Below are 12,728 nucleotides of genomic sequence, written 5' to 3' on the forward strand. Positions count from 1 at the left end.
CGCAGCTTCGGGCCGACTGGGCCTGATCGGGCGCTCGCCATGATCGTGGAGGCCCACGCCGCCCTGCCCATGGCCGCCTTCTGGGGACAAGGGCAATCGGCATCCAGCGACGGGCAGTTCTTCCTTGCTACCGAGCAGGGCGAGGCGATGAATCTGATCAACGCGAAATATGGCAACGTCCCGGGCCTCAAGGGATACAGCCATGTGTCCGATCAATATGCGCCGTTCGCAACCCAGGTGATCCCGGCAACGGTCAGCGAGGCTCCCTATATCCTGGACGGGCTGCTCATGAATGACGCGGGCCGCCGCGTTCGCCAGCATTTTGCCGACACGGGCGGCTTCACCGATCATGTGTTCGCCGCCTGCGCCTTGCTCGGCTACAGGTTCGCCCCCCGTATCCGCGATCTCCCTCAGAAAAGACTCTATGCCTTCACGCCCAACGCGACGCCGGCCAATGTGCGAGCGCTGGTCGGAGGTAAGATCAATGAACCGCTCATCGAGCGCAACTGGCCCGACATCCTGCGCATCATGGCGACGATCGCAGCGGGGATCGTCGCCCCCAGCCAGATTCTTCGCAAGCTCGCCTCTTACCCGCGCCAGAATGAGCTGGCCCTCGCATTGCGAGAGGTGGGCCGCATCGAGCGAACCCTGTTCATGATCGACTGGATTCTTGATGCCGGCCTCCAGCGCCAGGCTCAGATCGGCCTCAACAAGGGTGAGGCCCACCACGCCCTAAAGCGCGCCATCAGCTTCCACCGCCGAGGTGAAATCCGGGATCGATCCGGCGAAGGCCAGCACTATCGCATCGCCGGAATGAACCTGCTCGCCGCCATCATCATATTCTGGAACACCATGAAGCTCGGCGAGGTCGTCAATACCCGGGCCGCCAGCGGTACCCATATCGCGCCTGATCTACTCGCCCACGTCTCGCCGTTGGGATGGGAACACATCAATCTAACCGGGGAATATCGCTGGCCCAAATCCTTAGCGTAGGATTCCGCCCCCTCCCGCAAACGCCCCCAGAATGAGCGCTGCGATCAGCCACGCCGCGATTGCCTCGGCGCGCGGCGATGCCTTATGCCTGGGCGCGGCCTGCATCGTCGTTCGCGTCGCATCATTCATGCTGATCTTCCCTTCCAGCCCTGACCGTCACCCGAATGGGCGGAGACGGCTTTGCTGGCTCCGTGGAGCCGCGCGGCGCAGCCGTGTGGTGGAGTAGGGCAGGTTCCCGGCTCCGATCACTTGCACTTGTTCGGCAGTTGGCCCCTCTCGATCGCCAGATTCCGCATCGCCTCGTAATCGACACCCCAAAGCCCTCGCCGCTCGTCGGCAGCGTCTTTCATGAAACGGGCATAGGCCAGCCCTGAATGTTGCCTGTAATCAACGGCATATCCATGGCGCACCATCGTTGCCGAAACAGATGCCCCATTCGACCGAAACCGGCACGACAGGTTAGACCGGCCCCAGCTTGTCCGCCGCGTGTTGCATATCGGCTCGACCGTCAGCTTTTCGTCCTGAAAATCGCTCGTGCAATCCATGCCGCCATTTTGCTTCACCAGCTCTTCCAAATAGAGCTGCGCTGCGATCTTGGGCACATTGCCCTTGCCGTCCTCATCCGGCGCATCAATTCCCGACAACCGCACCCGCTTTTTATCGAGCGTTTCGAGCGTATCGCCGTCGATAATGCGCGGGTTCTCGACATGGATCGAAACCGGCTCGCTATTCCTCGCCTGCATCTGATTGAACAGCGCACCGAACGCGAAAACAGAGAGAATGGGCAACGCGATTTGCTGATTTCGCGGCCATTTTTTGAAACCTCGGATCAGCACCTGGCTTTCTCCTGAAGAATGTCGTTCCAGTCCATCGGCGCCGGGGCTGGCGGGAGTATGATTTTCAGCTCGCGGTTGTTGGCAGTGAGGTGGTCGCGCGCGTCCTCTATGGCCTGTGCCGCTTCCTGGCCGTGTTGCGAGTAGATGACGATTTTGCGGATGCGTTCGGGGATCGCGATCAGGCCATAGCGGCGAATGCCGCCCGCGCCCCACACCTTGAATTTCCCGGCGCTAAGCTGGGACACGGAAACGGCTTCCTCGAAGCCTTCCGCGAGGCGCAGCACGTCGCCGGGTGGCTGGCCGCCGATCCGCATGGCTGCATGTCGGACCAGGCCAAGCGTCAATTTCGCCTCGCGCAGCGCCGCATGGTAGCGTTTCTCGCCGGTTGCTGGATCGAGCAAGATCCGCTGCACGGCGATTATGCCTTCGTCGGCCTCGAACGGCACGAGAAGGGCAGGATGCTCTTCGCGGGCATCGGGCGGGCCAACGATGCAGCGCGGAGCGAAGCGAACCTTGAGGCCGGTCGGGTCGATTGCGCGCGAACGCAGATAGCGTTCAGCCGCGGTGCCCGCGATCGGCACGGCGGAATCCCATAGTTGTAGGGCGAGCTTCCGGCGCGAGGGTTCAGGCGCGCGATCGACCGTCTCGCCGCTGGTGTGGCGATTGATTTTGCGGCTGTTGAGCGCGGACCATACGGCTTCCTGACTGCAACCGGCCCAGCATTTGAACAGGACGGCCTTCTTGCCGGGGGTGACTTGGAGCGACGGATTGCGGTCGTTGTGGGCTGGGCAGCAAACCATGCCGTATGAGCCGCGCCAGTGGCCGCCCATATCTGCTACGATCTGACGTGCGCGTGCTTCGACGTCCATCTGCATCGAACTTCTTTCGTCAACGGTATCCCAACATTGGGATTTATACACATTTCACGGAGGCGGGCAAACGGTCGGGATTTATGCCAATATCGCGCATGGCCCGACTAGGGCCATTCAATATAAATATCTCCGCCGGTTATCTTCACTTGCGGATGACTCACGTTCTTTCGCCTCGATCGCTTCGCCCAGGCTGGCGAGAATGTCGGCCAACTCACGCTTGTCCCGCTCTTCGCGGGTAAGCTCCCATAGGGGCAGCTGATCCCTCATGCGCTCCATATCGCGCGCCGCCTCGATCTGGCGATACTGTTCGCAAGCGGGGGCTGGGTCAGCCGCGATGCCGCGACGGCGGCGAGCGGCGAAGATTTTGGAGAGGAAGGCGGGGAAGAGGAAGCGATAGGCGTTCGTGGCCTGCTTGATGCGCGGGCCAGCGCCATGCGCTTCGTGTTCGGGAACCGGCTCGTAGCGCCTGAACCAGTCGATAATGCGCGCGTCTTTGAGGCGCGAAAGCGCCTGAACGACGCAATTTTTGCTGAGGCCGGTTCCCTCCATGATGGTGTGAAGGCTGGGAAACAACGCGCCGGTGCTATAGTCGATGACGCGGGCCAGGAACTCGATAATCTGGATGCCGGCTTGTCCGATCGCACCGTTGCGAATGCGCGGTGTGATTGTCCGCCGCTGCGCGAGCGTTTGCCGCTCGTAGAGCTTTACGGCTTCGATCATCTCGCGCATCTGGCGGGCATTGCGGATCGGCGTGTAAGCCTTCGCCCGCTTTTCGTGGCCTACGGCGATGCTGCCGGCCCAGACTTTGATGCGCGGTTTTTCGGCACGCGCAAGCAAGGCGCGGTCGATCGTGGCGAGGCCAGTGCTACGCAGCACGGCGCCTATGGAAGTGGTCATGCGGACCTCCCTTCGTCGGTCCCGCGAGGCCAAGCGCCATCGCTCCCGAAAGCACGCTTTCGAGATTGACTTTCGCTGCCGCACCACCGATAAAGAGAGCCAAGTTAGAAGCGCTCACCTTGTGGTGGCACAAACAGCCCTCGCTCAGCCAAGCGAGGGTTTTTTGTTGCCCTGTCACCTCGGGGAGCCACCCCGCACGCAACAGATGAATCGCCGACTCCAAGGCGGAATCAGCGCGACATAACTGGCTCAAGTTTAAGGGGTTGGCAAGAATAAGCGTGCGCGCACGCTTATAACGCGCTCGTCACGCCAACTTTCGGTAGTGGCGCAGATAGTCGGGATATTCGATCCCGCGTGCTTTCAAGAGATTGATCGTCGCCTCTTCGACCAGGGCGGCAACGGACGTTTGTTCGCGCTCAGCGAGGTTCTTGATCTCGGCCGCCAGCTCGGGTTTCACCGATGCTGCGAGATTGCGCGTGTTCGCGCGGCTCGGCCGACGCCGGGGCAAGGGAACCGGGAGAAGAGGGTCTTCCTGTCTTTTCGGGCGAGCCATAGGTCTAGAACACAAGAGGTTGATGTGGTGCCGGAATAAGCGTGTTGACACGCTTAATGGCTGTAATGTGGTTGCGCGGCAAGAGACGACAAGCCGGGTTGCCCTCGCCGTCAAAGCGAGGATAGACATATCCTAATCGGTAAAAGGGAATAAATCACGATGCCGCATAGCGACGATTGGCAGTATGATCCGATCCTTGAGCGCGAACTAACCACCCGCCGCCCCGCTGGGGGAATGATCCAAGCGGTCGAGATTGCGCAGCTGCCGTCAAGTGAATGGATCATCAATGTTAAAGTATCGTGGCGTGGCGATAAGTGGCTGAATGTCTGCCTATTCGAGCAACCGACGCTTAAAACCTATAAGCGGCTGTCAAGCGCCGTGCGGCATGTCGTGCTCGATTACGGATATGAGGATGACCATATCCGATTGGTCCCTGACAAACATTGCAGCAACAAATTGGCGTTTTAGGCTTCCCTTTCCCCCTCATCGTGATATGTGCATAAATCTCGATGACGAGGGAGAAAGCGATGAAAGCTTTTAATTTCGCGCTCGCGACCGCCTTGGTGGGGGCTGCGGTGCAATCGACCCCCGCTGTAGCGTCGGATAATACCTGGGCATGTGAGGTTGTGCTGTGCATCTCCAACCCGGGTGGTCCGACGCAATATCCAGCCTGTGTTCCACCGATAACGAAACTGTGGCGCGTGCTGGCTCTCGGCGGCAGCTTCCCGACATGCACGGGCGGGGGTATCGCCAAGACCAAATACAAGAAGCCGGATGATGGGAGGCCTGGTCGCTTGACGGTCACTTGGACTGACGGGCGGCAACAAACCTACTATCAGCCGCGCAACTGACCGGGAGCGGGAACGTGTTCCTCGAAACCGGAGCCGTTCTTTCGCTGGCGGCGCAATGCGCCCCAGCGGTAGCACCGCATACGATCGCCGCGATCGTGGATGCGGAATCTTCCAACTATGTGTTTGCGATCAACGTCAACGGCGTGGCCAGTCAGCCCCGCCGTCCGCGTAATGAGGCTGAGGCCATCGCAACCGCGCGCTCCTATGTGGCTCGCGGCTACAGCGTGGATCTCGGCCTCGGCCAAATTAATTCACGCAACATGGGCTGGCTCGGCCTGACGTGGGACACTGTTTTCAAGCAGTGCGCCAATGTCGAAGCGGCGGGCCGGGTGCTCCTGTCCAATTTCCGTTCGGCCAAGACGGGTCGAACCCCGCAAGAGGCCCTTCGGGTCGCACTCAGCATGTATAACACAGGCTCTCAATCGAGAGGTTTCCGCAACGGCTATGTCGCCCGCGTGGAGAACGCAGGTCGCCGCGTCAGCGGTCGGCCTGCGACCGCAATCCCAACTGTCATCGTGGGCGATCAGCCCGCCAGCGCCGCCGTGAGCGACACTGGCGCCGGTCGTGTGCCGGTGGAGCTGGCGGAAATCGCAGCGGAGAACATGGAGGCGGCTCCACCGCCTCCACCGCCTGCGTGGGATGTTTTCGGCCGCGCTCAACACGCGCGGATTGGTTCGTAAGGCGAAGATAGGAGTTGTCGAATGTTTCGTATCTGGAAGATCAAGGCTGAATCCCGGCTCGATGCGCTGCTCGCGCGTCTCAAGCCTTCGCCGCTTATGGCGCGCGCGCTGCCCCTGTCGCTGCTGGCAAGCCTGCTCGTAGCGGAGCCGGCCTTTGCACAGGCAAACTTTGAAGGTCTGGCCGACAACATTCTCGGCCTGCTGAGCAACGGGTTGCTCCGCACGCTGGCGATCATCGCGATCATCGTCGTCGGCCTTCTGTGGTTCCTCGGCCGCGCGTCGGTGCAGATGCTCGTCACGGTCGTAGTTGGCGTGGTGATCGTGTTCTCCGCGCCGTGGATCGTCGACACGATTACGGGGTGATCGGGGATGGACGGTCAGGAAGAAATGACAAAGGACCCGCTGTTCTTGGCCGTCACCCGCCCCGCTTTGTGGGCGGGTGTTCCCATTGAGGCGGGCGCGCTCATCATCATGGCGGGCGCAATCACGTTGGTTGGTTCGGGCAATCCTCTCTACGGCGGCGCGGCCGCCATCGCGCTTTATGCGATGGCGCGGCTTATCGTTCGGCATGACGTGAACGCATTCCGGCTGATCTTCCTGTGGGGCCGGACCAAAGCGGCGAACCGGAACCGCGTCTTTTGGGGTGGATCGAGCTACACGCCGCTGCCGCTCTACGGAATCAAACGAAAGGGATTTGGTCGTGGTGTTCGGTAAGAGCGCGCTCGCGGAGAAGGTGCCTTTTGACAAGGCCAAACGGGAGGAAATGCCCGAGAAATTCTTGCCGTATTCGCGGCATGTCAATGAGCATGTGGTCGCCCTCGATAACGGCGATCTGATGCTCATGCTCGAACTGGATGGACGGCCCTTTGAGACTTCGGACGTGCGCGATCTGAATGATTGGCACACGCGCCTCAACGGGGTCTGGCGCAATATCCATGACGAGCGGCTTTCGATCTGGACGCACATGTTGCGGATGCGCGTGCGCGACTATCCAGGCGGCACGTTCCGCTCGCATTTCGCCGCGAAGCTCGATCAAAAATACTATGAGCGGATGACGGCCGAACGCATGTTCCGCAACCGCTTCTTCATGACGGTCGTGATCCGCCCGACAGCAAACGCGACCGACAAGCTGATGGATTTCCTGCGCAAGAAGCAGGAGGACAAGAACGCCAATATCGCGGAAGCTCTAGAGCTGCTGGAAGACAAGGTGCGCGATCTGGAAAAGCTGCTGCTGCGCGTTCGTCCGCGCCGTGTCGGCATCTATGAGCACCGGGGTCTCCTGTTCTCCGAACCGCTGGAAATATTGAACCAGGTGATGACCGGGCGCTATCGGCGCTGTCCTCTGGTCCGTGGCCGTCTCGGCTCGGCGCTCTATGCGAGCCGCGCCATCATCGGCGCTGAGACATTTGAGGTCCGCGACGCCGATCATTCGATGTTCGGCGGCATTTTCGGCATTCGCGAGTATCCGTCATCGACAACGCCGCGCCAGTTTGAATCGCTGCTTTCGGTCGATTTCAGCCTCGCCATAACGCAGTCGTTCACGTTCCTGTCGCGCACAGCGGCAACAGAACGGTTTCGGCTTCGCCAGACCCAAATGGCGAACGCCGGTGACAAGGCGATCAGCCAGATGGATGAGCTGATCGACGCGGCCGACGATTTGCAATCGAACCGCTTTGTGCTGGGGGACCATCATTTCACGCTGACGGTGTTCGCGGAAGATTTGAAGAAGCTGCGCGATAACATGTCGATCGCGCGCGCGGCGCTGGCCGATACGGGCATGGTCGCCGCCCGCGAAAGCGCGGCGCTGGAAGCTGCCTATTGGTCGCAGCTGGTCGGCAACTTCGCGTGGAGGGCGCGCCCCGCGCCGATCACGTCATATAATTTCTCGGCGTTCTCGCCCTTCCATACGTTCCCTGCAGGGCACGAGGACGGCAATCATTGGGGGCCTGCGGTCGCCTTGCTCAAGACAAGCGCTCGCAGCCCCTATTACTTCAATTTCCATTCGGCAGACCTGGGCCATTCGATGGTCATTGGTCCATCGGGCGGCGGTAAGACGGTGCTGGTCAACTTCCTGATGGCGCAGCTCGAAAAGTTCAACGCGCGCCATATCTTCATCGACAAGGATCAAGGCGCGGAAATTTTTGTCCGAGCCAGCGGCGGCACCTATCTCGCGCTGCGCAACGGGGAACCTACGGGCTTCGCTCCGCTCAAGGCGCTCGACAATACGGCTTCCCATCGCGCGTTCCTCGGTCGCTTCATCCGCCAGCTGGTGAAGCAAGAGGGGGCGCCGATCACGGTGCAGGAATCGCACCTGATCGACGATGGCATCGAAGCCGTGATGAAGCTGCCACGCGAACAACGCTCGCTGTCGGCGCTGCGGACCATGCTCGGCATGTCGGACTCGGGCGGCGTCGGCGCGCGCCTAGTCAAGTGGACCTCCGAGGGGAACCTTGGCTGGGTTTTCGATAATGAGGAAGATTCCATGTCTCTCGAAGCCCGTTTCGTGGGCTTCGATATGACCGACTTCCTCGAAAACGCGGAAATCCGCACGCCGGTCATGCTCTACCTGTTCGAGCGGATAGACGCGCTCCTGACAGGCGAGCGCATGGTTATTGCGATTGACGAATTTTGGAAGGCGCTGGCCGATCCGGCGTTCACGGCATTCGCGCAGGATGGCCTCAAGACATACCGCAAGCGCAATGCGTTCCTCGTCTTTGCAACACAGTCGCCTGCGGACGCGCTGCGGTCCACGATCAGCCATTCGATCTTGGAGCAGGTCGCGACGAAAATCTTCCTGCCCAATCCGTTCGGCCAGCGCCGGGATTACATCGAAGGCTTCTCGCTCTCGGAGGCGGAATTTAAGCTGGTGCGCGAAGAGCTGTCGCCGGAAAGCCGCAAATTCCTCGTGAAGCAGGGCCATGACTCCGTTGTGGTCGGCCTGGATCTCATTGGCATGGACGATGAACTGGCCGTGCTGTCGGGGCGCGCTGAAACAACGGGCGTGGCCCGCGAAGTGATTGCCGAACTGGGCAATGATCCGAAGCTCTGGTTGCCGGAATTTCACCGGCGCCGGCGCCCAAGCTGAAAGGAGTGAGACTATGAAGCAGCTTATCTTGGCGGCTGTGTCGATCGGGAGCCTTGCGGCCGCGACGTCAGCCAGTGCGCAGGGTATCCCTGTGTTCGATAGCACGTCCGTGCTCAAGCATATCGAACAAATCCAGAAGACCATGCAGATGATTGAGCAAGGCCGCCAGCAGATTGCGGAAGCGCAGCAGCTCTACCAAGGGCTGAACCAGCTGACCGATGTTTCCTCGATCGCCAACCAGCTCAAGACAGATTCGCTTCGCACGCTCGGTGTCGATGTGAACTCCCTCGAACGCATGGCGCGCGGCGATTTCAGCGGCGGCGGCGGCTACGGCGGCCGTTCCGATGCGATCTATCAGGACATGCTCGAACGTCTCGGCGTGTCCGCGAATGGCGATCAAACCGATGTTCGCTACCAGACAGCTCGCTCGATCGCGATGGACAAGGCCATGGCCGAAGGCATGGGCGAAGCGGCCACATCGCGCGGCGAAGGTCTGGAAGAGCTGCGCAATCGACTTGCGACCGCATCGACCGCAAAGGAAGTTGCGGACCTTCAAGCCCGCATCCAGCTCGAAAGCGCGTCGATGATGAACGATCAACTCCGCGTCGAAGCGTTGGAGCGAGCGCGCAGAGCAGAGGCCGCGGCGCACACGGCCGAAGCTTTTGCGGACAGGTCGCGCAAACGCGATGAGCAGCGTGCGCGAGCACGCGCGGCAGCTGGAATTTGACCATGAAGAAGATGGTCGTTCTTGCGATCAGCGCAGCCGGCTTGCTCGCCGGCTGCGAACGCGCGCCCACATTTCCCGAGATTCTGATGACCTATCATGATGTTGATTGGCTCAAAACTCATGAGGACCAGATTCCGGTGATCGTCGCTGAGTGCGACAAGATCGTGAACAGCGAACTCAAACAGTCGGACCTCCCCATGCCAGTGGCTCGCAATTGCGGAGGCATCAAGAACAAGATCGCCTCCATTGAAAGGTCGCGCAAACGCGATGAGCAGCGTGCGCGAGCGCGCGCGGCAGCTGGAATGTAAGGCTGGAATAACAGCTTGAATTACATCTAATCGGAGCGGGCTGGTGGAATACGATCTCTTTACGAATGCCTATCAGGGCTTCACCAACGAACTCAATTCGGTAGTTGTGTCCAACTATGCTGGGTTTGTTGGGTGGATCGCTGGACCGCTCCGCACTGGCATGATCATTTACATAATCTTGCTAGGCTACGCGATCATGCGCGGGGCGGTGCAATACCCCTTCCGCGAATATGTCTATCGCTCGCTCATGCTGGCCGCGCTCTATTATGCTGTGACAAACCTCTATGGAGCGTCGCTCGCACAAATGATCGTGACCGACCTACCGCATGAGTTTGCCTCAATCGTAGGCGGCTCACCGGACGGCGTTGGCGGGTCTTTCGATGGGATGTGGGCGCGGGTCGATGATGCACTGCTCGCGATGCAGGATGCGACCGAGAAATACGCAGAGGAACACGCCTCACTGACCGATATTCCCGGCGCTGCCGCCGCGATTATGCTGTGTATCGGTGCCACTATCATCATTCTTTTGACCGCGATCGCGGCCCTGTTCGCACTGGCTGTTGGCTTCGTAATCGTGCTCTACGCCCTCTTTGCGCTTGCATGTCTGGCGGTGGTCGGGCCGATCTTCGTAGCAGCGCTGCTGTTCGATTCTACCAGAAGCTATTTCTTCTCGTGGCTCGGCAGCGTCCTCAATTTTCTGATGTTGTCGCTATTTGCGATGCTTCTTGTGCTGGTTGTGGCCAATGTCGCTGAATCCGCAACAGCAACATTCGATGGCGATTTTGATAACATCTGGAGCACCTGTATCCGGATCATCGCGTTCTACATTCTCGCCTGCTTTTTCTTCCTACAAATCCCCGGAATTGCGGCCTCGCTGGGTGGTGGTGCTGCTGCGATGGTTTCGCAGTTCGGTAACGCCGTGATGAGCGGGGGTAGTTCGCTCTCTACCAGCGCAGGCAATTCCATGGGGGCAAGCGGTCGCGCAATCGGGAATGCAATAGGTCGCAGCGTCGCGGCGGCGGCGCGCCGCATACGCAGCGGAAACACAATCACCAGAGCTTGAGGGAACGAATATGCGCAAGTTGCTTGGACTCGGAATCTGCCTGGCGCTGGCGGCCTGCGCAGGTCAGCCCGTCAAAAAGCCAGCCAAATGTGAGGGGCCTATGCGGCCTGCAAATCCGCATGGGCTTACCCTTCCCTCGATCCCGGATCAGGCCGCACAGCGAACCGCGCCGGCAAATGTGGACGTGTTCAATCAGGGTGCGCCGGCAACGCCGGACGCGGCCCCGGCAGACCCCTCCACTCCGGGCAATGAACAGTCGGACGCATCGCGGGCGGTCGAAGTGCCGCGTCTAAGCGCCTCGCTGCGCGGCCCGATCTACTCGAATTGCTGAGGTGTTACGATGGCAGTTGGTATTCCAAAGGACGAGCTGAAAGCCTATTTTGAAGAGGCTGCAAGCTGGGAACGTGACAAGCTTGCGGCGGCCGAGCGCTCCAAAAAGCTGGCGTGGGTCGTCGCTGGCGTGGCTGGCGCCCTGGCGACTGCTGGCGTTGTGGCCGTTGCAGCCCTGACGCCTCTGAAAACGGTCGAGCCATATGTTATCACGGTGGACCGTAACACGGGCGAGGCGTCGATCGCCGCCAAGCTCCACGGTGACGCGACGATCACCTATGACGAGGCGGTCCGTAAGTATTTCCTAGCCACCTACGTTCGCTATCGCGAAGGCTGGATAGCAGCTGCTCGCGAAGAGTATTTCGACGCGGTCATGGTCATGTCGGCGCGGCCCGAACAAGATCGGTGGTCACGCTTCTACAAGACCGACAATCCCCAAAGTCCGCAAAACATTCTGGCGAACCGCACTGATGTTTTTGTCGAAATCAAGCGGGTGTCGTTCCTGGGTGGCAATGTCGCGCAGGTCTATTTCACTAAGGAATCTGTGACCGGCTCGAACTCGACCAAAACCGATGCCGTCGCGACCATCAAATACAAGGTCGATGGCACGCCGAGCAAGGAAGTGGACCGCTTCAAGAATCCGCTTGGCTATCAGGTCGAGAGCTATCGCGCTGACGTGGAGGTGCCCCAATGACCGTGTTGAAGTGGAGCGCCCCGTTTGCGCTCGCGATCGCGCTGGCAGCGTCGCCGGCGATGGCCGAAGAAACGCCCCATGCAACTGTGCTCGATCACCGGGTTCGTGAAGCGAACTACAATGATCGGCAAGTCTATGAGATTCCGGGCGTGTTCCGCATCGCCACGGAAATCGTCTTCGCCAAGGATGAAGTAGTCGAGCATGTGGCGCTGGGCGATACCGTGTCCTGGGAAGTCGCACCGGCTGCCAATTCGCTCTTCATCAAACCACGCGAGCGAGCGGGTCGCACGAACCTGACAGTCATTACACGTTCGCGCTATGGCCCGCGCAGCTATCGGTTCGCTCTGTCGCCAACGCAGCGCGGCAGCGGCTTCTATACGGTCGTTTTCCGCTATCCTGAACAGGAAGCGGCCGAGGCGCAGGCGCAAGCCGCAATGGCCCAGCTGGCCCAGCTGAAAGCCTTGGAACGCGGCGCGGTGAAGTCCGCGCTCGATATTGGCGTGCTGGAAGGCACGCGCAACGCCGATTACATCATGCAAGGATCGACGGCCATCCAGCCCTCCGAAGTGTCCGACAATGGACAGTTCACGGTGATGCGCTTCCCCAACCAGCGTGAGTTGCCGGCGTTCTTCATCGTCAATCCTGATGGATCGGAAGCCATCGCCTCCTTCGATGTGCGCGATGAATATGTGGTGCTGCACGGGGTTTACAGGACAATCCGGCTGCGCCGGGGCCTCGAAGTGCTCTGCATCCACAATCAGAAGACTGACTATTACGGGCGCGATCCCAAAACTGACACGGCCTCGGGGCTGGTCGAGCGAACCACAGGGGTTGAGTAA

17 protein-coding genes are annotated in these 12,728 nt (G+C 60.2%); 13 read left to right on the forward strand and 4 right to left on the reverse strand.

Features of this window, described 5'->3' with window-relative positions; all coding sequences use genetic code 11:
- Nucleotides 1–993, forward strand: a 993-nt coding sequence (locus L858_RS0118020) for a Tn3 family transposase (RefSeq protein ID WP_022684486.1), incomplete at its 5' end; no start/stop codon positions are given.
- A gap of 245 nt (nt 994–1,238) precedes the next feature.
- Here the strand turns inward: L858_RS0118020 and L858_RS0118030 are convergent.
- The 4 genes from L858_RS0118030 to L858_RS22090 all read right to left on the reverse strand — a co-directional run bounded on the left by L858_RS0118030 (nt 1,239) and on the right by L858_RS22090 (nt 4,055).
- On the reverse strand, nt 1,239–1,829 hold the full coding sequence (locus L858_RS0118030) for a thermonuclease family protein (RefSeq protein WP_022684488.1): 591 nt from the start codon (nt 1,827–1,829) through the stop codon (nt 1,239–1,241).
- A complete protein-coding gene (locus L858_RS0118035) occupies nt 1,823–2,704 on the reverse strand; it encodes a DUF7146 domain-containing protein (RefSeq protein ID WP_022684489.1) in 882 nt (293 codons plus the stop codon). Before L858_RS0118035 ends, L858_RS0118030 begins: the two co-directional genes overlap by 7 nt.
- 111 nt (nt 2,705–2,815) lie before the next feature.
- The gene (locus tag L858_RS0118040; protein WP_022684490.1) at nt 2,816–3,598 is read right to left on the reverse strand and encodes a hypothetical protein; all 783 of its coding nucleotides are present in this window, start codon (nt 3,596–3,598) and stop codon (nt 2,816–2,818) included.
- A gap of 304 nt (nt 3,599–3,902) precedes the next feature.
- The gene (locus L858_RS22090) at nt 3,903–4,055 is read right to left on the reverse strand and encodes a hypothetical protein (protein WP_006949649.1); all 153 of its coding nucleotides are present in this window, start codon (nt 4,053–4,055) and stop codon (nt 3,903–3,905) included.
- Nucleotides 4,056–4,310: 255 nt separating this feature from the next.
- Here L858_RS22090 and L858_RS0118050 point away from each other — a divergent pair, with 255 nt between their 5' ends.
- The 12 genes from L858_RS0118050 to L858_RS0118100 all read left to right on the forward strand — a co-directional run bounded on the left by L858_RS0118050 (nt 4,311) and on the right by L858_RS0118100 (nt 12,728).
- A complete protein-coding gene (locus tag L858_RS0118050) occupies nt 4,311–4,619 on the forward strand; it encodes a hypothetical protein (RefSeq protein ID WP_022684491.1) in 309 nt (102 codons plus the stop codon).
- A gap of 59 nt (nt 4,620–4,678) precedes the next feature.
- Entirely contained in the window at nt 4,679–5,002 is a 324-nt protein-coding gene (locus L858_RS21430; protein ID WP_004213198.1) for a hypothetical protein, read from the forward strand.
- Nucleotides 5,003–5,016: 14 nt separating this feature from the next.
- On the forward strand, nt 5,017–5,682 hold the full coding sequence (locus tag L858_RS0118055) for a lytic transglycosylase domain-containing protein (RefSeq protein ID WP_020819812.1): 666 nt from the start codon (nt 5,017–5,019) through the stop codon (nt 5,680–5,682).
- 21 nt (nt 5,683–5,703) lie between these two features.
- Nucleotides 5,704–6,045 (forward strand): TrbC/VirB2 family protein, encoded by a 342-nt coding sequence (locus tag L858_RS0118060; protein ID WP_004213202.1) that lies wholly within the window; start codon nt 5,704–5,706, stop codon nt 6,043–6,045.
- A gap of 6 nt (nt 6,046–6,051) precedes the next feature.
- A complete protein-coding gene (locus L858_RS0118065; RefSeq protein WP_022684512.1) occupies nt 6,052–6,396 on the forward strand; it encodes a VirB3 family type IV secretion system protein in 345 nt (114 codons plus the stop codon).
- The gene (locus L858_RS0118070; RefSeq protein WP_006949654.1) at nt 6,383–8,767 is read left to right on the forward strand and encodes a VirB4 family type IV secretion/conjugal transfer ATPase; all 2,385 of its coding nucleotides are present in this window, start codon (nt 6,383–6,385) and stop codon (nt 8,765–8,767) included. Before L858_RS0118065 ends, L858_RS0118070 begins: the two co-directional genes overlap by 14 nt.
- The gene (locus L858_RS0118075; protein ID WP_238564996.1) at nt 8,700–9,494 is read left to right on the forward strand and encodes a type IV secretion system protein; all 795 of its coding nucleotides are present in this window, start codon (nt 8,700–8,702) and stop codon (nt 9,492–9,494) included. The genes L858_RS0118070 and L858_RS0118075 overlap by 68 nt, the downstream gene beginning before the upstream one ends.
- A gap of 2 nt (nt 9,495–9,496) precedes the next feature.
- Nucleotides 9,497–9,802: an EexN family lipoprotein gene (locus L858_RS0118080; RefSeq protein WP_022684493.1), complete on the forward strand. Its 306-nt coding sequence runs from the start codon at nt 9,497–9,499 to the stop codon at nt 9,800–9,802.
- Between the two features lie 43 nt (nt 9,803–9,845).
- Nucleotides 9,846–10,865: a TrbL/VirB6 family protein gene (locus L858_RS0118085; protein ID WP_022684494.1), complete on the forward strand. Its 1,020-nt coding sequence runs from the start codon at nt 9,846–9,848 to the stop codon at nt 10,863–10,865.
- A gap of 100 nt (nt 10,866–10,965) precedes the next feature.
- Nucleotides 10,966–11,196, forward strand: a complete 231-nt coding sequence (locus L858_RS0118090; protein ID WP_238564997.1) for a hypothetical protein — start codon at nt 10,966–10,968, stop codon at nt 11,194–11,196.
- 9 nt (nt 11,197–11,205) lie between these two features.
- Nucleotides 11,206–11,889 (forward strand): VirB8 family type IV secretion system protein, encoded by a 684-nt coding sequence (locus L858_RS0118095; protein WP_004213217.1) that lies wholly within the window; start codon nt 11,206–11,208, stop codon nt 11,887–11,889.
- Nucleotides 11,886–12,728: a TrbG/VirB9 family P-type conjugative transfer protein gene (locus tag L858_RS0118100; RefSeq protein WP_021223056.1), complete on the forward strand. Its 843-nt coding sequence runs from the start codon at nt 11,886–11,888 to the stop codon at nt 12,726–12,728. The genes L858_RS0118095 and L858_RS0118100 overlap by 4 nt, the downstream gene beginning before the upstream one ends.

This window comes from Sphingobium bisphenolivorans, assembly GCF_000412635.1.
Classification (GTDB): domain Bacteria; phylum Pseudomonadota; class Alphaproteobacteria; order Sphingomonadales; family Sphingomonadaceae; genus Sphingobium; species Sphingobium bisphenolivorans.